The sequence below is a fragment of the Chryseobacterium mucoviscidosis genome (assembly GCF_002177115.1).
GTDB lineage: Bacteria > Bacteroidota > Bacteroidia > Flavobacteriales > Weeksellaceae > Chryseobacterium > Chryseobacterium mucoviscidosis.
This window is the reverse complement of record NZ_MVAG01000113.1, coordinates 142,090-165,371: the sequence shown is the minus strand read 5'-3', so window position 1 is coordinate 165,371 and position 23,282 is coordinate 142,090. Positions and strand designations below refer to the sequence as shown.

Sequence of the window (23,282 nt, the reverse complement as noted above, 5' to 3'; positions counted from 1 at the left end):
TTCCCGAACTGGATAAATGCATAGATGGCAAGGACAACTAAATATAATTCAATATTTTAGCGTCGAGTTCACGTTAAAAATACAGGCTTTCAGCAATGAGAGCCTTTTTTAATTTCTAATTTTTCCCGAAATTCGTGGCTCCTAAAATGAATTTAGAAACCTCCATAGAATACGTAAAAGGAATCGGTCCGGAAAAAGCCAAACTCATCAAAAGCGTTCTGGGAATTTCCACCGTGGAAGATCTCCTGAATTTCTACCCGCTCCGTTATCTGGATAAGAGCAAAGTTCATAAAATTTCGCAGCTTGGAGACGTTTCCACAGACGTGCAACTGAAAGGGAAAATCACCAACGTTCAGGAAATACAGACCGGAAAAACCAAAAGGCTTTCTGCGAAATTCAATGATGATACAGGATCGATGGATCTGGTTTGGTTTCAGTATTCAAAATGGCTGAAAGAACAGCTTCCTGTGAATAAAGAAGTTTTTATTTTCGGTAAAATCAATGTTTTCAACAACCAGTTTTCTATGCCACATCCCGAAATAGAAATTGAAGAAAAAAAAGATTCCGAAAACAGATTAAGACCCATCTATCCAAGTTCGGAAAAGCTTACCAAAAGAGGACTGAATCAGCGGTTTTTTCAGGTTGTGTTACGAAATGTATGCAAAGAAATCCCGAATCTTATTCATGAGAATTTTCCGGATTATCTGATGAAGGCATTTAAGTTTTTATCAAGGCAGCACACCTATCTCAATATTCATTTTCCGAAGGATATGGAGCATTTTGAGAAAGCCGATTACCGTTTAAAATTTGAAGAATCATTTTTCTTTCAGTTAGGATTCGGGCTGAAAAAACTTCACCACAAAAGTCATACCGCAGGAAACCCTTTCCCCATCGTTGGAGATTATTTTAATGATTTTTATGAAAATCATCTTCCGTTTGATTTAACGGGAGCTCAGAAAAGAGTACTCAAAGAAATCCGGATGGATATGAAACGTCCGATCCAGATGAACCGTCTTTTGCAGGGAGATGTAGGTTCCGGAAAAACAATGGTTGCTCTTTTAACGATGCTTATTGCGAAGGACAACGGTTTCCAGAGCTGTATCATGGCTCCTACGGAAATTCTTGCCCAGCAACATTATAACGGAATTAAAGAACTTTTAGAAAAGACGGAAGTTAAAATAAGACTTTTAACAGGTTCCACAAAAAAGTCCGAACGGAATAAAATTCATGAAGAACTGGAAAGTGGCGAACTTTCTATTCTTGTGGGAACTCATGCTGTTCTGGAAGATAAAGTAAAATTTAAGAATCTCGGGTTGGCCATCATCGACGAGCAGCATCGGTTTGGTGTGGCACAAAGAGCAAAACTTTGGGCAAAAAATAAAATTCCGCCTCATATTCTGGTCATGACAGCAACGCCAATTCCGAGAACTCTTGCGATGAGTTTTTATTCGGACCTTGATGTCTCGGTAATCGATGAACTTCCTGTTGGAAGAAAACCCATCATTACCGCTCACAGAAGGGAAAAAGACCGCGCGTATGTTTATAATTTCTGCCGCGAGGAAATCCAGAAAGGACGGCAGGTTTATTTTGTGTATCCTTTAATTGAAGAATCTGAAACGTTAGATTACAAAAATCTGATGGAAGGTCTGGAAAATGTAATGGATAATTTCACACATTACAATGTGGCAATGCTTCACGGAAAGATGAAACCGGACGAAAAAGATGCTGCCATGAATTATTTTGCCTCCGGAAAAGCAGAAATTATGGTCGCAACAACAGTAATTGAAGTGGGTGTAAATGTCCCGAACGCCTCGGTTATGGTCATTGAAAGTTCTGAGAGATTCGGGCTTTCGCAGCTTCACCAGCTTCGCGGACGTGTCGGTCGTGGTGCGGAACAGAGCTATTGTATTCTGATGACTTCGGATAAATTGTCTAAAGACAGCAGAACCCGCATTAAAACGATGGTGGAAACCAATGACGGCTTCAAAATTTCTGAGGTAGATATGCAGCTTCGCGGTCCGGGAGATATTTTGGGGACGCAACAAAGTGGTGTTGTGGATTTTAAAAGGCTGGATCTTGTGAATGATGCTGCCATTATCAAAGCAACAAAAAAAACGGTAGAAAAAATACTTGAAGCAGATCCGCTATTATCCAGACCGGAAAACCAGATTATTAAAAATGATTATCTGAGAAATTACAAAGGAAAAAATAAATGGAGTAAAATCTCCTGAAAACAAAAAACCGCGAAAAGATCTTGTCTTCACGCGGTTCCCCCTTATAAAACTGTTATTTGAAGAAAAATTACTTTACTTCTTTAAAATTCACATAAGCCTTTCGCTTAATATTTTGTGATGTGGTGTGATGAATATAGTAATTGTAATGATGTTTAAGCTTAAAAAATGATGTAAAAAAACAAAATGAATTAAGTTTCCAATTGCTTATTTATAAAAACTAACTAGGTTTCTGACAAAGGATTTGAAAAATGAAACGATATATTCTCCTTTGGCAGTACTAAGTTTTCATGATTGTACCGTTTTGTTTAAAGATCTTCTGCGCTTTTAATTGGAAATTATTATAATTCATTTTGTTTAGCTAACATTGTGATTTATATAATTTTTTTCAAAAACTGAAACAATTTTCATTCTTCATTTATCGTTTTTTGATATGATAAATCTGTGTTCCAATTTCGGTAATTTCTCAAGAGATAATCAATGTATTTTCTACTTAATTATCACCTTTGTGTGAGTATTACTTTACAAATATAAAAATTTAATTTTAATTCCAAAATAATTTAATCAAATTTTTCACACTTTCATGATAAAATTATTTTTATTGAATCCTGAAGTATGATATTGCCAGTTTATCGCGATAATCTCACTCACTTTTTTCTTCATATCTGTATAATTATCAGGAAGTTTCATAATAACATTAATTCCTTTTACCAAAAAATCTTCTTCTTCGTCATTCTTAAAATTTTCCGAATAAATAACAATCACAGTATCATTAAACTTCATATGTGATTGTATTACTGAAAAAAAATCAAAATCGTCTTTTGCAATAATATCTTTATTAATCCAGAGCATTTCAGGAATCAAAATATCTTCTTCATCCAGCAAATCCATCACACATTTTATCTTGTGAAAAGCATTTGTTTTAAGGGCAATTTTTGAGTCCGAAAATATATTTTCAAAAAAGATTTGTTTTCCTTCGTCCTCTTCTACAAGAATTATATTCAGATAATCTTTGGTCATACAGCCTTCAAATATTGTTCGTTGATATGGGATAATTTTCTCCTCAGCGAAATAATTTTCTGGAACTGAGAAGGCGTCATTCCCGTCGTATTTTTAAACTGGGTGCTGAGATGTGCTACACTGGAATAATTTAAGCGGTAAGCGATCTCCGTAAAACTCAGCTTTTTACTGATAATCAATTCTTTTGCAAATTCTATTTTGCGGATAATGAGAAAATTTTCAATGGAAGTATGGGTAATCTCCGAGAACAAATTCGAAAGATATCCGTAGCTGTGATTGAGTTTTTCGGCAATGTAAATGGAAGCTTTTACAGAGATTCCTTCTTCGGAAGAAATAAGTTCTACAATGGCATCTTTAATTTTTTGTACCAACGCAGCCTTTTGATTTTCAATTATTTCAATTCCATAATCTTCAAGGTTTTTTTTAAAATTCTTGTGCTGTTCCTGAGTAAGAGATTCATAGAACTCTACTTCTCCGAAATTCAGAAGCCTGTATTTAAGACCGTGCTCCCGAAGTTTCTCATCAAGAATCTTTTTACAGAGGGTATTGAAGTCAAATTTTACGTACATTTTCATCTTTTATATATCCTTTAATGTTTCAATGTAAATATAAAAATTTTATTTCAATTAAAAGTGAAATAATAAAAATCTGCTATTTTTTGCATAAATAAAAAACTCCTGCATTATTAAATACAGGAATTTAAACACTAAGGATGAAAAAAAATATACTGATAAAAAGCCAATAAAGCTTAGCACCAAGCATATGAATGTACTTTTGAAGGTGATTTGGTATGACAAAAATGCGAAAAATAAATAAATCACATTTTATAGAATTATGTTTAAGATTTATAAAATTCCAATCTCAGCTCCTTTAAAGTTTGAATTCCATCAGGTAATCATCCATTACAAAACCGTCTCCAATATCCAGAACTACCTCATCATAAACCTTAAATCCCTGAGATTCGTAGAAATGTTTAGCATTATTATCTTTATTCACATTCAGAATAATTCTTTTATCATTACTCTCAGAAATTTTCTGCTTTAAAAAGTTCAGGGCTCCTTTTCCAAAACCTTTTCCCTTACTTTCCGGAACCAGATAGATTCTGTGGAGCTTCGTTGTAACATCTTCGTAACCGTTTTCATATCCCATAAAGCCTTCAAAGGAATTATTATTTTCATCAAAAATTAAAAAATAATGATAATCCGGATTCTTCAAATGGGATGAAATTTCCTCTTCTGAATACATTTTCTCCAACATATAATTAATCTGTTCATTCGAGATAATCCCCTTATATGCACTTTCCCAGGATCTTCTTGCCAAATCCTGAATCATCGGAATATCTTTTTCTGTAGCTTCTATTAATTTCATTTAATTAAATTTTAAAAATTGAAAAAGGTGAAAGAACTGATTCTTTCACCTGATATTTTGGAATGCTTTAAAATGTTACTGTGAATTCACCATTCATTATAAAGCAGATTAATAACTTCCTTTTAAATATTTGCCATTTCAGCTTTAATTTTAGCATGAAGCCCTTCTGAAGCAGCGATCAACGGAAGTCTCAGATAGTTTTTGATGATTCCCATTTCTGCCAGAATCACTTTAATTCCGCAAGGATTTCCCTCAGCAAAAATCAGTCTTGTGATCTCAACCAGCTTGTTATGGATTTCGTAGGCTTCATCCACTTTTTTATCAAAAGCCAACTGAACCATGGTAGAAAATTCTTTAGGATACGCTTGTCCGATTACAGAAATTACCCCTGCTCCACCTGCTAAAGTTACAGCAAGCGTATATTCATCATCCCCAGAAACCAGATTGAAACCTTCCGGCTTCTTTCTTAAAATATCGAAGTACTGAAGAATATTCGGAGCCGCTTCTTTAATCAGGAATAAATTAGGGAACTCTCTTGCCAAGCGCAGCGTTGTTTCTGCCTCAACATTTTGTCCTGTTCTCGAAGGAACGTTGTAGATAATAATATTTTTCCCGGTTGAAGCCAACATTTTATAATGCTGATAAAGCCCTTCCTGATTGGGTTTGTTGTAATAAGGAGAAACAGAAAGTACTGCAGTAAATTCAGAAAGATCTGCTTCTTCAATCTGTTTCTTTACTTCAAGAGTATTATTTCCGCCGATTCCCAAAACCAAAGGAACCCGTTTATTATTAACCTTAATGATATGCTCAATTACCTGTTTCTTTTCCTCGGCAGAAAGCGTTGCAGCCTCCGCTGTAGTTCCCAAAACAACTAAATAACCTGTTCCGTTTTCGATATTGTAGTCTACCAATTTTGTTAAACTATCGAAATCTACGGATAAATCTTCATTAAAGGGCGTTACCAAAGCAACACCTACTCCTTTTAAAATGCTCATCTGTTAGAATTATTTTTGCCAAATTTAATCATTTGTGAGAAGAATTTCTAATAATTAATAATGTTTTATTATACATATAATTATATTTGCATATACTAAAAGATATAATGGAGTTATCAGCTAAATTGTTTATCAATATACAATAGAATGATAATTACCAATACCTTAATAATATAATTGTCGACGTATGAAAAATAAATTCTTGTTATTAGGAATTGCTCTGGCTGCCCTTTCGGCTTGTAAGACGGCTTCATCGGCTTCTTCCATGCAGATTGCAGAGGTAAAAACCCAGAAAAATATTTCTATTAATAATGAGCTAAAAAATGATGAGGAATTTGTAAAAATTATCGAACCTTACAAGCAAAAACTGGATAAAGAGATGAACCAAAAGATCTCTCACACCGATGTAGATCTTACAAAACAAGGCGATAACAGTAACTTAGGTAATCTTTTAGCAGATTATACTTTCGACGGAGCTGATGTATGGGCAAAGAAAAATTTACAGAAAAATGTAGACGCAGCCCTCATTAACATCGGAGGAATCCGTACCACGATCGGGAAAGGAGATATTTTACTGAAAAGTGTTTTTGAAGTAATGCCTTTTGAAAATGAAGTGATTATCGTAAAAATGAAAGGCAGTGATCTTCAGGGACTTTTCGATTATTATGCAGAACATCAGGTAAACAATCCTGTGTCTCATTTGTATATAGAAACCAATAACGGACAGCTAACCAAAACTTTAATTAACGGAAAGACAGTAAATCCGGAACAGGATTATTATATTGCCACTTCAGATTATCTGGCTTTGGGAGGCGACAATATGAAATTCTTCTCGAAAGGAGAAATGATCCCGACAGGAATTAAATTAAGAGATCTTTTCATCGATTATTTTAAGAAAACTCCTGAAGTTGTTCCCAATACAGATGTTCGTCTAAATTTTATCGGTAAAAAGTAATGGATAGAAAAAGTTTTTTAAAAGCAATAGGTAGCGGAACTTTAGCAATGGCTTTAGCTCCCAATATGATGATGGCGGAAGAATTAAACATTCTTGATTTAAAGTCCGCAACGAAACTTACTATTCTTCACACCAACGATCAGCACAGCAGAATAGAGCCTTTTGACGCAAGCTATACCAAAAATCCCAATCAGGGAGGTTTTGCAAGAAGGGCAAGTTTAATACAACAGATCAGAAATCAGGAAAGCAATGTTTTGCTTCTGGATTCCGGAGATATTTTTCAGGGAACTCCCTATTTCAACTTTTTCGGCGGTGAATTGGAGTTTAAATTAATGTCCATGATGAAATATGATGCTTCCACCATGGGAAATCATGATTTTGATAATGGTCTGAACGGATTTTTGAAAGTTTTGCCCAATGCAAAATTCCCTTTCATCTGTTCAAATTACGATTTTAAAAATACCGTTCTGGACGGAAAAACGTCTCCATACAAAATATTCAATAAAAACGGAATCAAGGTAGGAATTTTCGGAGTGGGCATTCAACTCGACGGGCTCGTTGGCAAAAAACAATATGGAGAAACGGTTTACTCCGATCCTGTTGACGTTGCCCAACATTATTCCAACTTCCTGAAAAACGAACAAAAATGTGATCTTGTGATCTGCCTTTCACACATAGGCTACGATTACAAAGACGAACCCAATAAAATAAGTGATAAAATCTTAGCTGCCAAAACAGAAAATATTGATGTTATTCTGGGCGGTCATACCCATACCTTCCTGCCGGAACCCCAGACTTTTACCAACAGAGCGGGTAAAAATATTCTGGTAAATCAGGTAGGATGGGCAGGTCTTCTGCTCGGCAGAATAGATTTCTTTTTTGATACTAATAAAAATGTAAAACATATTTCCTGGAATAATCAGGTTATAGACAGCAGCATAAAAGCATAAGCATGAAAAAACTCTCTTTAATCTCTCTTGGTATTTTAGCATCCCTGCAAGTTGCACATGCACAGACTATTTCTTCAAAAAAATGGGCAGACTTATTCTCCTACAATAATGTTCTTGCCATGAAAGAAGATAACGGAAAAATAGTTGCAGCAGCAGAAAGCGGGGTTTTCTACTATACCATTTCTTCCGGTGAAATTACCAAACTGTCTAAAGCAAACGGTTTGCATGAGGTTAAAGTTTCAGCTTTTGATTACAATCCGCAGAACAAAATCGGTTTGGTAGGTTATCAAAACGGCTCGCTGGACGTCATAACTCCGGATGGAATTACTTATGTTGTTGATATTCCTATTGCGACCGGGTATAACGGAAGCAAAAAAATCAACCATATCTCAATTACCGGAGACCTTGCTGTTATTTCTGTAGGTTACGGTGTTTCAATATTCGATTTGAAGAAGAAAGAATTTAAAGATTCTGCATTCTTTTTATCAGGAGGAGTTTATCAGGCAAGTAATGAAGCCACGATCTTCGGAAATAAAGTGTTTTCTGTAACCAACACCGGTCTTAGAAGCCATGAGATGAATACTACTTTCCCTGTTTTTTCGACTTGGACTACAGAATTGGCAGGTACATTCAAGCATATCGATTCCGAAGGGGTGCTGAGCTTTTCTTCAGCTAATACAGCCTATGTATATAATGGAGGAGCTTTCACTCCGCTTTCACAATCATTTACCAATGTTCATGATGTCGTAGTAACTAATAACAGTATTGTAGTTACGGATCTCAGCAGAGTGTATACATTCGGAACCAACGGAAACTTTAACGCAAACGTAACTTTTGGTGAGGAATGTAACACCGCAACCACTGTAGGAAGCAGTGTGTATGGCGGAACAATTTTTTCAGGAATTAAAAACGAGGGGGGAAATACCTTCAAACCGGATGGTCCTTATCAGAATTATGCCTATAAAATCAGTCTTTACGGAGAAAATCAGATTTTGGTTTCTACCGGAGGAAGAGAAAGCAGATTCAATACCCCTATTTTCAATATAAAAAATCCCGGATTTTATTATTTTGACGGGATGAGCTGGATCTATCCTTCCTATTTTAAAGGAAATTCAACCGTATTCAATGTATTGGATGTTGTTGCAGATCCTGTAAATCCAACTGATGTATTTTTTGCTAACTACATGACGGATGGATCACGCGGAATTTATAAAATGAAATACAATGCAGGAAACAAGGATTTTACTTTTGTCAAAAGGTATGATTTAGGAACTACTAATATCTTCACAAGACGTCCCGTAGGTTTGACTTTTGATGATTCGAACAATCTTTTTGCTTCTATAGCTTTCTCTGGTGACGGTGCTGCACTTGGACCTTATACAGCAATCGGTGCATATGACAGAACAGGAGATGACTTTGTTATAAAAAATACCACTTCTCAATTTGGAGCTTCCCAAAAGGCTCTTTACAGTGAAGGACTTCTTTTTATTCCTACTCCGCGAACTAATAATTTTATAGCTTACGATACAAAGAAAACGCAAAGCACTTCTGACGATACTGCCTATATTTTAACACAACCTAACGGCTTCGCAACAACTTCCGGTGGAACGCTTTCTGTAGCTGTCGATAAATCCGGAGATGCATGGATCGGTACGGATGCCGGACTAAGAGTTTTGCCAAATGCTGTTTCTGCTATAAAAACACCCTCTTCCGCAACCGTTGAGCCAATTATTATAGAACAGAACGGATTGGGCGAAGAACTTTTCAGAGACGGGCAGATTTTACAGATTGAGGTGGATGCAGGAGACCACAAGTGGGTTTCTGTTGATGGTGGTGGAGTTTATTATCTTTCTGCAGACGGACAACAGACCATTAAACATTTTACCAAAGAAAATTCTCCGCTTCCGACGAATACCATTACCGATATAAAGGTTGATAAAAAAACAGGAAAAGTATATTTTGTTTCTTACGACGGAATTGTAACGTATCAGGGTGATGTTGCCGATGTAACATCAAACTTCGGCAATGTACTTGTTTACCCGAATCCTGTAGTGTATTCTAATTTTAAAGGAAAAGTTACTATTAAAGGTTTGGCAGAAGTTACCAACATCCGAATTGCTGATGCTGCCGGAAACGTTGTACATTCCGCAGTGGCAAGAGGTGGATATTATGAGTGGGATCTCAATAACCAGAGAGGAAGCAGAGTTGCTTCCGGAGTTTATTTTGTTTTAATGACGAATGAAGACGGCTCCGATAAAGCTACAGCGAAGATTGCTGTCGTAAATTAATGAATTCACAAAGCGGATTTTTACTATCCTATATAAAATATGGCGAAAATGATGCAGTACTGCACTGTTTCACCGAAGAAGACGGGTTTCAGTCTTATTTTTTGAAAGGAATATACGCTAAGAAAAATAAGAAAAAAGCCCTTCTTCTGCCGTTAAGCAAGCTTAATTTCTCTTTAAATCCTGTAAAAGGAAACGGAATCCAGACAATTTCAAAATTTGAACTGATTAAAAGCAACGATATTTATACGGATATTCGCTGTAATACGGTTGTTTTTTTTATTTCAGATTTTTTAAATCAGAATTTAAGACATGAAAACAAAAATCATCATATTTTTTTCTGTCTTGAAGAATTTACGGATGAGCTGGAAAGCCGCAACTATCAGTCGCATCTTATTTTTTTAATTAAAATTCTAAAAATTCAGGGTGTTGCGCCATTACTGAATTCGGGGAAATTTCTTGATCCGGAAACCGGAACTTTTACGCATGAAATAATGCATCAACTCTTTACCGAAGAAGTTTCAGCCATTTGGAAAACCATCTTATCGGCTGAAAATCCTTACAGTATTAAAATACATTCCAATTTCAGAAAAGAATTTCTCGACAGCTTACTTGTGTATTATCATTACCATATCACCGATTTTAAAATTCCGACTTCTCTGGAAGTTATTCAACAGATATTTGAATGATTAATACCTGAGAATTGGCGTTAAGTAAGATATTATTGATTTAAAATTCCACATTTTTCGGTGTTTCAGTCTCAGATTCTGCAATATTTTTCCGTGAAAATCTTGGCATTAAAATTTTGGCAATAAGTCCTGTCCAACCTGTCTGATGCGATGCTCCTACTCCACGACCGGTATCTCCGTGAAAATATTCGTAGAACAAAATATAATCTTTAAAATCCGGATCGGTCTGAAATCTGGGATATTGGGAATTAAAAGGACGGTTTCCATGTTCATCCTTCAAAAATAATGAAGACAGTCTTCTGCTTAAAGCCTCTGCAATTTCATCAAGATTAGAATAGTTTCCGCTTCCTGTAGGATATTCCACCAAAAAATCGGGACTGTAATAGAAAAAGAAGCGTTGCAGACTTTCAATAATTAAAAAATTAATCGGAAACCAGATGGGACCGCGCCAGTTGCTGTTTCCTCCGAAAAGTCCGCTGTCGCTTTCTGCGGGAGTATATTTTACCTTATAATCTATTCCGTTGAGATTTAGGGTAAACGGATTTTCTTCATATTCTTTTGACAGCGCACGAACGCCGAATTCGCTTAAAAACTGATCCGGATCGAGCATTCTGCTTAATAATCTCTTTAAACGGTGACCTCTTAAAAGAGAAAGTAAATGTTTGGATTCATCACCTTTTACTTCCCAATGAGAAACCAAAGCAGCCAGTTCAGGTTTATTTTCCAGAACCCACTTCATTCTTTTCTTGAAATTCGGCAGTTTTTCGATCATTTCATCATCGATAACCTCAACTGCAAACATAGGAATAAGTCCCACAATTGTTCTTAATTTCAGATACATATGATCTCCATCGCTCGAAGCAATGGCATCATAAAAGAATTCATCTTCTTCATCCCATAAACTGAAACATTCTTCTCCCATGTTGTCCAGAGAATTGGCAATTGCCAGAAAATGCTCAAAAAACTTCATCGCCATTTCTTCATACACATTGTTATACAAAGCAAGTTCAAGAGCAATTCTCATCATGTTTAAAGCAAACATTGCCATCCAGCTCGTTCCGTCGGACTGTTCCAGATGTTCTCCGTTGGGAAGCGGCATATTCCGGTCGAAAACACCAATATTGTCGAGTCCTAAAAATCCTCCTTCGAAAATATTATTTCCGTTGTTATCTTTTTTATTGACCCACCATGTGAAATTCATCAAGAGTTTCTGAAAAGCACTTTCCAGAAATTGCAGATCGGGATTACCTTTCAGATATTCATCTATTTTAAAAACCCTAAAAACTGCCCATGCATGAACAGGTGGATTTACATCACTAAAATCCCATTCATAAGCCGGAAGCTGTCCGTTTGGATGCATATACCACTCAAAAAGAAACAGTTTGAGCTGATGTTTTGCAAAATCCGGATCAATTAATGAAAAACTGATGGTATGAAAAGCAAGATCCCACGTTGCGTACCACGGATATTCCCATTTGTCGGGCATGGAAATAATGTGTTCATTGTTGAGGTGCTTCCATTCAGAATTTCTGATGTGTTCACGGGATTTTGGGGGTGGGATCTGTGAAGGATCTCCTTTCAGCCAACGTTCCACATTGTAATGATAGAACATTTTGTTCCAGAGCATTCCTGCAAAAGCCTGTCGCTGAACCAGTTTTTCGTCTTCTGTTTTTATTCCGCACTGAATGTCTGCATAAAATTCGTCTGCTTCTTTCTGTCTTGAAACAAAAATTTCCTCAAAATCCTGAAAAGGCTGTTTCAGATCCTGATCCGAAAGTCTGAATTCAAACGTTTTTGTTTCTTTTGGCTTAAAATTTTCGTCGATGAGAAAGGATGCTTTTGTTCCGAAATCTTTTGGGTTTACGGACTGGGAATTTCCGTTGATGATAAAATCGTTGATTCCGTCTTTGGTATATTTTGACTGGTTCTGAGACTGATACAGTCTTTCATTATTCGTTTCGTTATCGCAGAATAATACTTTCTGAGCATTTTTTGCGTATACATTTTTGATTTCTAAATCGTGATGATTAATCGTGAGACAATCTGAATTTTCAGCGTTCATCTGAGGTTTGTAATTATTATATCCCCAGTTCCATGTATTTCTGAACCAGACTGTAGGCAGAATGATTAAAGGAGCTTCTTTTTCTGATTTATTAACCACGGTTAATTTCACAAGAATATCATTCTGACTTTCTTTGGCATATTCAATAAAAATATCAAAGTATTCGTTTTGGTCGAAAATTCCGGTATCGATTAATTCGTATTCGGGATCTTCTTTTCCTCTTTCTGCGTTGGTTTTTATGAGATCATCGTAGGGAAATGCATTTTGAGGATACTTATACAGCATTTTCATATAAGAATGCGTAGGCGTAGAGTCGAGATAGTAAAAATATTCTTTTACATCTTCCCCATGGTTTCCCTGACCGTTTGATAAGCCAAAGAAGCGTTCTTTCACCATTTTATCTTTTTTGTTCCAGAATCCGACTGAAAAAACAAGTTTCTGAAGGTCATCACAGATGCCGCAGATTCCTTCTTCGCCCCAACGGTAGGTTTTGGCTTCAGCAATGTCGTGATTGGTGTAGTTCCATGCATCTCCTTCTGCGCTGTAATCTTCGCGCACCAATCCCCATTCGCGGTTGCTGACGTAAGGTCCCCATTTTTTCCAAGTAACGTCGGACAGTCTTTCTTTTTCTTTCATGCTGTTTTGATAAGTGATGGTTGATTATTGATAAATGATTAAAAATTTTATCGCAAAGTCAGACAAAGCTTTTCTATCTTTTTTTTCTTCTAAATTAAGATAAACAAAGGCGTTTTACTTATTTTTGAAACACTATTTCTTTAAATACTTTATTGACAAGTGAAACGAATTTACCATTGACCATTCACTATTTACAATTCATTTTCTTTAATACCGTTCATACATGTTTCGGCTGCAATGCGCTCCGGATTGAACGGTCTGTCTGAGCTCTTTTTGTAAGCATTAGAAAAAGCAAGGCACAAAAAAGCGAGTAGTGAAAGCCGGAAATATGCGCCCAAAGAATTATCCTCCTGTTGAAAAGCTTTCGAACGTTGTCATTCCGCCATCTACAAAAATACTGGCTCCGGTAATGTAATCTGCGAGATCACTTGCCAGAAACGCCGCCATATTTCCAATGTCCTGCGGTTGACCGATTCTGTTATAAGGAATCAGGTCTAATAATGAGTTTAAAGCTTCGGGAGTGTTCCATGCATCTTTGTTGATGGGTGTCTGGATTGCTCCGGGACAGATGGAATTGACACGGATTTTGTCGGCTCCGTATTCCTGCGCCAAAGTCTGCATGAGCATTCTGATTGCGCCTTTGCTTGAAGCATAATTGGCATGACCTGCCCAAGGAATGACTTCGTGAACGGAACTGATGTGAATGATTTTTCCACAGGCAACGGAACGCGAAGGATCGATGCCACGGCGAAGAAATTCTTTGATGGCTTCTCTCGCACATAAGAATTGCCCAGTAAGATTGATTCCGATGACGGTATTCCACTGATCGAGTGTCATTTCCGTGAATTTTGCATCTTTCTGAACGCCTGCGTTGTTGATGAGAATATCGACTGTTCCGAATTGTGAAACCACATCCTGAAACATTGTAACGACCTGATCTTCTTTGGAAACATCGCACTGATAGATTATTCCGTTTCCGCCTGCATCGGTGATTTCTTTTAAAACGGCTTTGGCTTCATCTGACGAATGCTCCGAAGAGTGATTGACAATAACTGTTGCTCCGGCTGAAGCGAGTGATTTTGCAATTCCTGAACCGATTCCGCTAGAAGCTCCGGTAACGACAGCGACCTGATTGTGAAGAGATATTTCCATGTTTTATTATTTGATGTTACTCAAATTTAGGTGAAAGTTTCACGCCAAACATGAAAATTCTGAATTAAAAATTTCTTAAAGTTTGATTTTTAAGGATTATGCTAAAACTATTTTTTATTGAAACGATAATTTTTTCAAAAATTCTGTTTTACAATTTTTTGTACATCAGATATTGTATTCCGCTTCTGCCCATTCTTGTTTTTCCGTCGAATTTGTAGCCGACTTTGAGATATAGTTCGTAAGCGGAACTATTGTTTTGGTTGACTGCAAGAACGATTTCGCTGCAATCTTTGAAGTGTTCCCGAACAAATTCATCAAGGAGGATCATTGCTGCTTTTCCGATTCCTTTTCCCTGCGATTCAGGATTTATGGAAAGGGAGCGCAATAACGTAGAATTCTGATTGTCTGTAAGGTCTAATTTATCATTTCCGAAATCCAGCACAAAAAAACCGGCAGGATGATGATTTTCCAGAATGGTGATGGGAAAAGCAAGGGTGTCGCTCCGCTCTTCAATTTTCTGTAATGCCTGTTCTGCAGTTGCGGTGTATTGTGACTGCAGTTCGTCCAAAGTATAGCTTACTCCGGGAAAATCTTTCGGTTCGTAAAATTTTAATTTTACCATAATTTAATGATGATAAATGTCTTCATACATTACTCCTGCCCGAATTTCAACCGGCAGCTTATTTTCTTCGGGAACAACGGGACAGTTGTAATCGTAAGCGTTATAAGCACAGTAAGGGTGATACGATTTATTAAAATCCAGAATAATGGTTTTGCCTTTTGGGATCGTTAAATCGAGATATTTTCCACCGCCGTAGGTTTCTTTTTCGTTAGTAGCATCACGGAAAGGCAGAAATAAATGGTCTTTGTATTTTTTCTGTTTGATTAAATCTAAGCTTTGATACAGCGTTAATTTATATGATTTTCCGTCTAACTGAAATGTTGCTTTTCCAAATTCTCTGTAAGGTTTTGTTTTGCCTGAAGAGGTAGGAAGATCAAACGGTTCTGCGTTTTCCGTTTTCTCGAATTTTGCAGTAATTCTGTATTTTAAACTGATCGGAAAGAAAGGATGCTGTTTGAAATTTTTAAAATTATCGCCGCGTAAAGGTGTTTCTTTCGGGTTTACATATTCAGCATTCAGTTCTTTCTGAAATTTTTTAATTTCGGATTCTTCTTTTGACAATTTTTGAGAAAATATCAGAAGTGGAAAAAGTAAAAAGATAAGTAGGTATTTTTTCATGAACTTAAAACTATGATTTACGATAAAGATTTTACGGTAAATAAGCCATTCAGCGGATTAATTTTCAGTAAGATTCTGAAATTTTCACGCGGTAAATGTCTGATGAATTTCTTTTGATGGATTCTACAAAAAATCCGCCTTCTTCCGGAATAACTTCTTTTAAATCAAAGCTTTTACAGTCTTTCGGCAACCCTGAAAACACCAGAGTGAACCAAAAATCTCTCATAAAAGGAACCGGGGTCCAGTTGGGATAAATGGTAATATTTTCCGCATGAATTAGTTTGCTCTGATGTTCCGACTGATTATCAAAAAGATAGGTTGACTGCCATATTCTGATGAGGTTTCCAAAAAAGGGTGATGCCGGAAAACAGCAATGGACAATAACCTGCTGTTCCTCCTCGAATTTGGTTTGAAGGGATTCTAATAATTCTTTCACGATCACAGGTTTTATAAGTGTTTCTGACATAATTTCTTTGTGAGAAGTGAATAGTCAATTGTTTGTAATTTAATACTTTAATTTAAAAAACTGACTATTCAGCGCTCACTTTTTTTAATATTCGAGTTGTAATTTTTCTTTTGAATAGTTTCTCACTTTTTCTGTAAGCTCTGGATGATCTGCCAGTTTTTGCCCGTAAGAAGGAACCATTTCCAGCAGTTTTTCTTTCCACTCGCCATGAAGTTTTTCGGGGAAGCATTTTTCAAGCACGTTCAGCATTGCATAGACTGCTGTTGACGCTCCGGGAGAAGCTCCCAACAGAGAAGCAATTGTTCCTTTTTTATTCACTACTACTTCGGTCCCGAATTCCAGTTTTCCGCCATGTTTTTCATCCTTTTTAATGATCTGAACTCTTTGTCCGGCAACTTTCAGTTCCCAGTCTTCTTCTTTGGCATCTTTAATAAATTCTCTCAAATGCTGAATTCTTTGGGATTTCGTCATTGCCACCTGCTGAACCAGATATTTCGTTAAGGGAATATTATGCCACCAAGCTCCGAAAAGCGATCTCAAATTTTTAGTATTCACACTTTCAGGTAAATCCAGATAGCTTCCTTCTTTTAAAAACTTAGTTGAAAATCCAGCAAAAGGTCCGAAAAGAAGGGCTTTCTCTCCATCAATAATTCTTAAATCCAAATGAGGAACAGACATTGGAGGTGCATCCACAGTTGCCTGTGTATATACTTTTGCCTGATGTTTTTCTACCAATTCCTGATTATGACTTACCAGCCATTGTCCGGAAACCGGAAAACCGCCGTAACCTTCGCTTTCTTTGATTTCTGAACTGTCTAACAATGGCAAAGCATATCCTCCTGCACCGATAAATACGAAATTCGCTTCTACTTCCTGTTTGTGATTATGAATTCTGTCTTTCACTTTCATTTCCCAGGTTCCGTCTTCTTTCGGATCAATGTCTTTTACTTCGTGGTAAAGGAAAACTTCAACATTGGAATCTTCCAGCAAATGTCTTCCCATTTTTCTGGTTAACGTTCCGAAATTAACATCAGTTCCCAGATCCATTTTGGTTGCCGCCATTACTTCCGACTGGTTTCTTTTGCTCATTACCAAAGGAATCCATTCTCTCAATTTATCGTGATCCGTTGAGAATTCCATTCCTTTAAAGAGAACAGATTCTGACATTTTCTCATGACGTTTTTTAAGATATTCTGCATCTTTTTCTCCGAAAACGAGACTCATGTGCGGACAGGAATTGATAAAATCCTTCGGTTCGCTGATGTATCCTTTTGTAATTAAATAAGACCAAAACTGTTTTGAAATTTCAAACTGTTCGGCAATACTTTCAGCCTTGGAAATATCTATTGTTCCGTCGGGTTTCTCAGGGGTATAATTGAGCTCACAAAATGCTGAGTGACCTGTTCCTGCATTATTCCAGGCTGCTGTACTTTCTTTGGCAAACCGTCCCAGTCTTTCGAAAATAGCGATCTCCAGATCAGGATCAAATTCGTGTAATAATGTAGCTAAAGTGGCACTCATAATTCCGCCACCTATTAGAACAACGTCGTATTTTGGTTTCGGCGTTCTGCTTGTAAGCGATTGTGACATAATTTAAATTTTATTACTTCAAAGTTCGGGAAAAGTTTCTTAAAATAGGGTTCGGTTAAACGATTTTAATATGGGTTTTATCAAAAAAATTAATTTACAGAATCTGTGGGAGTATTGATCTGTTTTAAATTCTATGATGCCGGAAAGCTAATTATTGTCTGGAATTTTTATGATCCGACTATTTTATAGTCGTGATTGAGCGGCATGTCTGAGCTCTTTTTAGGTTTTCGGCGGCGGCAAAGCCGCCGCCGAAAACCTAAAAAAGCGAGTAGCGAAAGCAGGAAAAAGCTCCAAAAAAAAGAATTCTAAGCATAAAAAAACACCAGAAGGAGACTTCTGATGTTTTGTGTTATTTAAAATTAAAAATTAATCGAGTTTTGCGGTGAGTTTCTTAAACTGTTTTTCTGCATTTTTTCCTTCATACAGAATTCCATAGATCGTATCTACAATCGGAAGTTTCAGTCCTTTTTCCTTTGAGGTTTTGTAAATAGAATTGGCTGCATAATATCCTTCTGCAATCATGTTCATTGACTGGATTGCTGATTTTACTGTATATCCTTTTCCGATAAGATTTCCCAAATTTCTGTTTCTGGAGAATAATGAGTACGCGGTAACCAGTAAATCTCCCAGATAAGCACTTTCGTTAACATCTCTCGGCGCTTCGTAAATGGCTTCCAGGAAAGTTTCCATTTCACGGATCGCATTGGAAACGAAAACCGCGGTAAAGTTGTCTCCATATCCTAAACCACTCGCAATTCCCGCTCCGATAGCGAAAATATTTTTAAGAATCGCACTGTATTCGTTTCCTAAAATATCTTTGCTGGAATGCATTTTAATAAAATCTGAATTGAAAATATCCACCAGTTTCTGTGAAACTTCATCTTCTACGGTTGCAACGGTAAGATAGGACAGTCTTTCCATTGCCACTTCTTCTGCGTGACAAGGCCCTGCAATCACTGCCTGATTCCTGAAGCCTATTTTAAATTCGTCTCTTAAATAATGTGCTACGACATCATTTACCTTCGGAATAATTCCTTTAATGGCAGAAACGAATATTTTATTCTGATAATCACAGGTCATTTTCTCCAGCGTATCGGAAAGATAGATCGACGGCGTTGCCAAGACAATAATATCACACGCAGAAACAAGCTCGTTGATGTCTGTGGTAAGCTTTAAATTTTTAAGATTGAAATTAACTGCTGTAAGATAAGTCGGGTTATGACCTCTCTGTTCGATCGCTCCTTTTACGTACTCATTTCTTACGCACCAGTGCACAACTTTACAGTTTTCTACAAGCATTTTCACAATAGCAGTCGCAAAACTTCCACTTCCGACTACTCCTACCGCAACATCATTTTTGCTTTTCTTCGGGTTCGATTCTATATTTGTTTTCTTTTTTGCCATAATAGAAATGTGAACTGCAAATATATTAAAACAAAGACGGAAAGAAGGATTTTCGGAGCATGATAAAAACCAAATTTAGACAAAATTAACACTTCAACACAATTAAATATCTAATCGACCGTTAATTACAGAAAAAACTAAAGTTTTGTTAAAAATAAGCCTGAAAGTTTATTTTTAATTAAATTTGCAGGCTTAAAACCGTTTTGTAATTATACTAAGAGAAGAAAAATGAAGAAATTTCTAAGCAGTAAAAAGAACATAAATGTGCTTTTAGGAGGACTTTTATTAGTAGTTTTTGCGCAAGGTATTTTCATTGCGAAGTTGTATTCGGAAAAGGACAACAAAAATTATGAAGTAAACCTTGTAAAAATAAACACTGAAAAAGACAGTGTAGATTATCTGAAAATGAAAACTGATCTTACATTGGTGGATCAAACCGTAGCAGAACTGAATTCTTTCCTTAAATCTAAGGATGTTCCCAACGAGAAAGTTACTATTCTGAGTAAAGACAGTATCTCCAACTCTATTTATCTGGCAAAACAGGCAAACCGATACAGCCAATATTTGATGAATCTTCAGAAAAAGTTACTGGAAGTTCCTTTGGGAATGCCTACTGAAGGTTATATTTCGTCTAATTTCGGAGTGAGAAAAAATCCTATTCCTTTTAAAACCGTTTTAGCCTCTGTAAAAAGCAATGCTGCCAAACCCGCTGCTGTTGCAGCCGCAGCTCCGGAAGTAAAAGCTGAACCCGTGGAAAAAATTATAGAAGTAACAGATAGCTACGGAAATAAAAGAGAAGTAAAAGTAATGGTAACACCAAAAACGACTTCTGCTGCTCCCGCTCCTGCTTCGTCAGCAAAATCTGTTGCAGCCGGATCTGAAAAGCCTGCCGAGAAAAACAATGCGCCTGCAGAAGCAGATCAGATGCAGTTTCATAAAGGACTGGATATAGCCGTTGCTTACGGATCGGATGTCGTGGCAACTGCAGCCGGAACGGTTATTTTTTCCGGACAGAAAGGAGGGTACGGAAACTGTGTGATCGTTTCTCACGGAAACGGACTGGCAACTCTTTACGGACATTTGTCGCAGTTGGTCGCTAAAGTGAATGATAAAGTGAAAGTGGGACAGGTTATCGCCAAATCCGGGAATTCCGGTCGTTCTACCGGACCTCACCTTCATTATGAAGTACATAAGAACAATACTCCGGTAAATCCGAAGTTGTTTATGAATCTTTAAAATGAGAGTTAAAATATAGAGTTTCGGCGGCACCAAAGGTGCCGCCGAAACTTTTAAAACATATCTTAAAAAAATTAGTAGGCTGCTGTAAAACGCTCTCTGATGTGGTTATTCTGTTCCAGTTCATCCACCAAAACCACCGCTACATCTTCTACGGAAAGAACACTTCTTCCGTTTTCATCGAAAACAGGATTTTCCAGAGCGGTTCTGTATTTTCCGGTTCTTACGCCTGCCGTTCCCTGATGCATTTCTATTGCGGGACTGAAAAATGTCCAGTCTAAGGTTTCATTTTCTTTAATTTTGTTTAAATAATCTCTTGCCGCAGTTGCCCCAGGTTTTATTTCTGCAGGAAAATCTGATCCGTCTACCAGTTGTTTTCCATCAATGTAAAGACTTCCTGCTCCTCCAACAGTAATAAATCTTTTTACGCCGGATTGTTCAACTGCTTTTTCGATATTAACGGAACCATTCAGAAAGTCATCATAAAGATTAGGATTGGTCCATCCTGCGTTGAAAGCACTGATTACGGCATCATTTCCTTTTAAAGCTTCTGATAACTCATCTACATTGTTTACATCTACACTTTTAGCTATTACTTTTTCGTTTTGCTCCACTTTTGAAGCATCTCTTACAATAGCTTCTACCTGATATCCTCTGTTGGATAATTCATTTACAACCTGAGTTCCTACAAAACCTGTTGCCCCTATTACTGCTACTTTTTTCATACTGTTTATTTTTTATATTTAATTGTAATAATTTTTGTTACATTTTTAAGCGAAAAATTTTATTTAAACTGTTCGCTGAACTGTTTTAAGGATTTATTTCCTAAAAAATCCAAAACCAACTGATCGGTTTCTGAAAACAAATTTTTAAGATGATTATTAATTTCTTTTCCGACCGGGCAAACCGGATTGGGATTATTATGTTTCTTTCCTAAAACTTCGGTGTTCTTCACAGCCAGATAGATTTCAGAAATTCGTATGGAATCTGCACTTTTTGCCAGCTGACTCCCTCCTTCTTTTCCCTGTCTGCTTGTAATTAAACCTGCTTCTCTTAACACACCAAGCTCTTTACGAACAATCACAGGATTGATATTGATGCTTCCTGCAATCCATTCTGAGGTAAGCCAGTCCTGTGGACTTTCCGTCAATAAAATCATGATATGTATTGCCGTGGCAAATCTTGTGTTGTTCATTATAATTACTCAGCAAAGATATACAATTTTTTAATGTAACAAAAAATATTACAATTAAAATTTGTTAAAGAATCAGACGATCCAGATCCAAAAGCAGATAATTGATATTCTGATTGATGGTTCTGGTTGCCGACTGCATCTGGTTAAGCATTGCGGCACGGTTATGAAGATCATCTGAACGGTAAAATCCTCCGTCACTGAAAATAACAGATTCGTCTGCACGCTTTTTATCATCATCAAACTGATAATGAAGCCAGCGTTCTTTCATACTCGAAATAATAGACTGCTGCTCTCTGTTGGAAAATTTTTTCTCGGTGTACATATACCAGATAAACGGCGGAAAGTTAGGTGACTGTAATTTGCCGTTCCATACATCTCTTAGCAGATTTCTCTGATGAATAAATTCTACTTTTTTACCTTTCGGATTTAAAGTTGCCAAACCAAATCCTGCTCCCAAAACTCCTCCTCCGATATCTATGGCATTACTCCATGAATTATCCTTTACAATTCCTCCCGCTACCGAAGCTGCGGCTCCTGTTACAATTGACAGCAGAATAAGTTTATTGTTTCTGGAATCGTTTAGATTATCCACATAATTTCCGATCTGCGCTACTCTTTCCCCCTCACAGTCGAATTCTGCCGCAACCGCATCCAGCTCGGTTAAAGCAATGGTTATTTTGCTGTTGATTTTGGATTTTAGCTGTAAAACTTTTACCTGAGATTCCAGTGAAGTGTCTTTTTTAAGCTCCATGATCTCATGAACTTCATCCAGATTATCTAAAACATTCAGAATCAAAATACTCTGATCCGAAAATTTATCTCTTAATTCTTTGTTGGCATTAATGATGGAATCTGAGTTATAGGAAGGTAATTTATTACCGTAATTGTATTTGAAAGGCGCTTTACAATAGCTATCCCGAAGCGTTAGAATATTTTGTCTGATTGCCTGATTTTTCCTTGATACACAGGAAGTAAGCAACATACTGAATGCTACAAAGTAAATTATCTTCTTCATTGATCGATGTTTTCTGTGATTCGGGATTCTTATACATCTGTAAGCTACAAACCTGTAGAAAATTTTATAAGAATTACATTATTTCAAATTCAAACCAAATATTTGTTTTAAGTTATTTGAAAGGTAAAATTACGCAAATAAAAAAATTTACCCGAATAACAGGTAAATTTTTAAGCTATTTTTAATAAAACTATTTCTTGATATCCAGCAATTCCACTTCAAAAATAAGCGTAGAATTCGGACCGATCTCTTTGCTGATCTGCTGATCTCCATAAGCCAGATGCGGAGGGAGAATTAATCTCCATTTGCTTCCTACCGGCATCAGTTGAAGTGCTTCCGTCCATCCTTTAATAACTTTATTCAATGGAAATGAAGCCGGAGTTCCTCTTTTTACAGAACTGTCGAAAACTTTTCCGGTGATGGTAGTTCCGTGGTAATGGCATTTTACGGTAGATCTAGGACCTGGTTTTTCGCCGTCGCCTTCCGTAATGATTTCATACTGCAATCCGCTCGGCAATTCTACAACGCTTTCTCTCTTGCCATATTCTGCCATATATTCCTGACCGTCTTTCAGGTTTTTTTCTGCCAATTCTTTTTTACGTTTAAATAACATATCTGCTACTCCCATAATTGATAATTTTTGCAAAGATAGTTCTTTGTGCCGGAAGATGATAGCCGGAAGATGGAAGTTTTTTAATCATAGAAAATTTTCAAAACATATAAATCATTAGTTTTCAATTTATTAAATTTCATTTTTTTTGCATCTTTAACTCAGCTTAAAAATTCAAGTATC

The 23,282-nt window shown here is 36.6% G+C and carries 21 protein-coding genes; 6 read left to right on the top strand and 15 right to left on the bottom strand.

Annotated elements, in window-relative coordinates; translation table 11 throughout:
* The first annotated feature begins 146 nt into the window (after window positions 1-146).
* The gene (gene recG, locus B0E34_RS09600; RefSeq protein ID WP_087708995.1) at window positions 147-2,231 is read left to right on the top strand and encodes an ATP-dependent DNA helicase RecG; all 2,085 of its coding nucleotides are present in this window, start codon (window positions 147-149) and stop codon (window positions 2,229-2,231) included.
* A 573-nt stretch (window positions 2,232-2,804) separates the two neighbouring features.
* Here the strand turns inward: recG and B0E34_RS09595 are convergent.
* From B0E34_RS09595 to dapA, 4 genes are all read right to left on the bottom strand, one after another.
* Complete coding sequence (locus B0E34_RS09595) at window positions 2,805-3,251, bottom strand: response regulator (RefSeq protein ID WP_087708993.1); 447 nt, start codon at window positions 3,249-3,251, stop codon at window positions 2,805-2,807.
* The gene (locus tag B0E34_RS09590) at window positions 3,248-3,826 is read right to left on the bottom strand and encodes a helix-turn-helix domain-containing protein (protein ID WP_087708992.1); all 579 of its coding nucleotides are present in this window, start codon (window positions 3,824-3,826) and stop codon (window positions 3,248-3,250) included. The genes B0E34_RS09595 and B0E34_RS09590 overlap by 4 nt, the downstream gene beginning before the upstream one ends.
* A gap of 295 nt (window positions 3,827-4,121) precedes the next feature.
* On the bottom strand, window positions 4,122-4,619 hold the full coding sequence (locus B0E34_RS09585; RefSeq protein WP_087708990.1) for a GNAT family N-acetyltransferase: 498 nt from the start codon (window positions 4,617-4,619) through the stop codon (window positions 4,122-4,124).
* Window positions 4,620-4,741: 122 nt separating this feature from the next.
* The gene (gene dapA, locus B0E34_RS09580) at window positions 4,742-5,614 is read right to left on the bottom strand and encodes a 4-hydroxy-tetrahydrodipicolinate synthase (protein ID WP_087708988.1); all 873 of its coding nucleotides are present in this window, start codon (window positions 5,612-5,614) and stop codon (window positions 4,742-4,744) included.
* Window positions 5,615-5,801: 187 nt separating this feature from the next.
* On the opposite strand from dapA, the gene B0E34_RS09575 reads away from it, so the two are divergent.
* Genes B0E34_RS09575 through recO form a run of 4 tightly spaced genes read left to right on the top strand, consistent with a single transcriptional unit; the run spans window position 5,802 to window position 10,493 of the window.
* Window positions 5,802-6,569: a 5'-nucleotidase C-terminal domain-containing protein gene (locus B0E34_RS09575; RefSeq protein WP_087708986.1), complete on the top strand. Its 768-nt coding sequence runs from the start codon at window positions 5,802-5,804 to the stop codon at window positions 6,567-6,569.
* Window positions 6,569-7,519 carry a bifunctional metallophosphatase/5'-nucleotidase gene (locus B0E34_RS09570; protein ID WP_087708984.1) on the top strand — a complete coding sequence of 317 codons (951 nt, stop codon included), beginning with the start codon at window positions 6,569-6,571 and terminating at the stop codon, window positions 7,517-7,519. Before B0E34_RS09575 ends, B0E34_RS09570 begins: the two co-directional genes overlap by 1 nt.
* 2 nt (window positions 7,520-7,521) lie before the next feature.
* Window positions 7,522-9,807 carry a type IX secretion system anionic LPS delivery protein PorZ gene (gene porZ, locus B0E34_RS09565; RefSeq protein ID WP_185117451.1) on the top strand — a complete coding sequence of 762 codons (2,286 nt, stop codon included), beginning with the start codon at window positions 7,522-7,524 and terminating at the stop codon, window positions 9,805-9,807.
* The gene (gene recO / locus B0E34_RS09560) at window positions 9,807-10,493 is read left to right on the top strand and encodes a DNA repair protein RecO (RefSeq protein WP_087708983.1); all 687 of its coding nucleotides are present in this window, start codon (window positions 9,807-9,809) and stop codon (window positions 10,491-10,493) included. The genes porZ and recO overlap by 1 nt, the downstream gene beginning before the upstream one ends.
* 40 nt (window positions 10,494-10,533) lie before the next feature.
* On the opposite strand, the gene B0E34_RS09555 is transcribed toward recO, so the two are convergent.
* The 7 genes from B0E34_RS09555 to B0E34_RS09525 all read right to left on the bottom strand — a co-directional run bounded on the left by B0E34_RS09555 (window position 10,534) and on the right by B0E34_RS09525 (window position 19,043).
* A complete protein-coding gene (locus tag B0E34_RS09555) occupies window positions 10,534-13,191 on the bottom strand; it encodes an MGH1-like glycoside hydrolase domain-containing protein (protein ID WP_087708981.1) in 2,658 nt (885 codons plus the stop codon).
* 342 nt (window positions 13,192-13,533) lie between these two features.
* Complete coding sequence (locus tag B0E34_RS09550; protein WP_087708979.1) at window positions 13,534-14,343, bottom strand: glucose 1-dehydrogenase; 810 nt, start codon at window positions 14,341-14,343, stop codon at window positions 13,534-13,536.
* Window positions 14,344-14,491: 148 nt separating this feature from the next.
* Complete coding sequence (locus tag B0E34_RS09545) at window positions 14,492-14,965, bottom strand: GNAT family N-acetyltransferase (protein WP_087708978.1); 474 nt, start codon at window positions 14,963-14,965, stop codon at window positions 14,492-14,494.
* Between the two features lie 3 nt (window positions 14,966-14,968).
* On the bottom strand, window positions 14,969-15,526 hold the full coding sequence (locus B0E34_RS09540) for a DUF1684 domain-containing protein (protein WP_228423046.1): 558 nt from the start codon (window positions 15,524-15,526) through the stop codon (window positions 14,969-14,971).
* A gap of 121 nt (window positions 15,527-15,647) precedes the next feature.
* Window positions 15,648-16,049: a hypothetical protein gene (locus tag B0E34_RS09535; RefSeq protein ID WP_087708974.1), complete on the bottom strand. Its 402-nt coding sequence runs from the start codon at window positions 16,047-16,049 to the stop codon at window positions 15,648-15,650.
* Window positions 16,050-16,133: 84 nt separating this feature from the next.
* On the bottom strand, window positions 16,134-17,639 hold the full coding sequence (gene mqo, locus B0E34_RS09530) for a malate dehydrogenase (quinone) (protein ID WP_087708972.1): 1,506 nt from the start codon (window positions 17,637-17,639) through the stop codon (window positions 16,134-16,136).
* A 366-nt stretch (window positions 17,640-18,005) separates the two neighbouring features.
* Window positions 18,006-19,043 carry an NAD(P)H-dependent glycerol-3-phosphate dehydrogenase gene (locus B0E34_RS09525; RefSeq protein WP_087708971.1) on the bottom strand — a complete coding sequence of 346 codons (1,038 nt, stop codon included), beginning with the start codon at window positions 19,041-19,043 and terminating at the stop codon, window positions 18,006-18,008.
* Window positions 19,044-19,271: 228 nt separating this feature from the next.
* Between B0E34_RS09525 and B0E34_RS09520 the strand changes: the two genes are divergently transcribed.
* On the top strand, window positions 19,272-20,279 hold the full coding sequence (locus B0E34_RS09520) for a M23 family metallopeptidase (protein WP_087708969.1): 1,008 nt from the start codon (window positions 19,272-19,274) through the stop codon (window positions 20,277-20,279).
* 74 nt (window positions 20,280-20,353) lie between these two features.
* Here B0E34_RS09520 and B0E34_RS09515 read toward each other — a convergent pair whose 3' ends face one another.
* From B0E34_RS09515 to bamJ, 4 genes are all read right to left on the bottom strand, one after another.
* Entirely contained in the window at window positions 20,354-21,004 is a 651-nt protein-coding gene (locus B0E34_RS09515) for an NAD(P)-dependent oxidoreductase (RefSeq protein WP_087708968.1), read from the bottom strand.
* 59 nt (window positions 21,005-21,063) lie between these two features.
* Window positions 21,064-21,474, bottom strand: a complete 411-nt coding sequence (locus B0E34_RS09510; protein WP_087708967.1) for an Rrf2 family transcriptional regulator — start codon at window positions 21,472-21,474, stop codon at window positions 21,064-21,066.
* 64 nt (window positions 21,475-21,538) lie between these two features.
* Window positions 21,539-22,489, bottom strand: coding sequence for a hypothetical protein (locus tag B0E34_RS09505; RefSeq protein WP_087708966.1), 951 nt, complete (start codon window positions 22,487-22,489; stop codon window positions 21,539-21,541).
* A 190-nt stretch (window positions 22,490-22,679) separates the two neighbouring features.
* Window positions 22,680-23,117, bottom strand: a complete 438-nt coding sequence (gene bamJ / locus B0E34_RS09500; protein WP_087708965.1) for a BamJ family beta-barrel-assembly machinery protein — start codon at window positions 23,115-23,117, stop codon at window positions 22,680-22,682.
* Window positions 23,118-23,282: the final 165 nt, after the last annotated feature.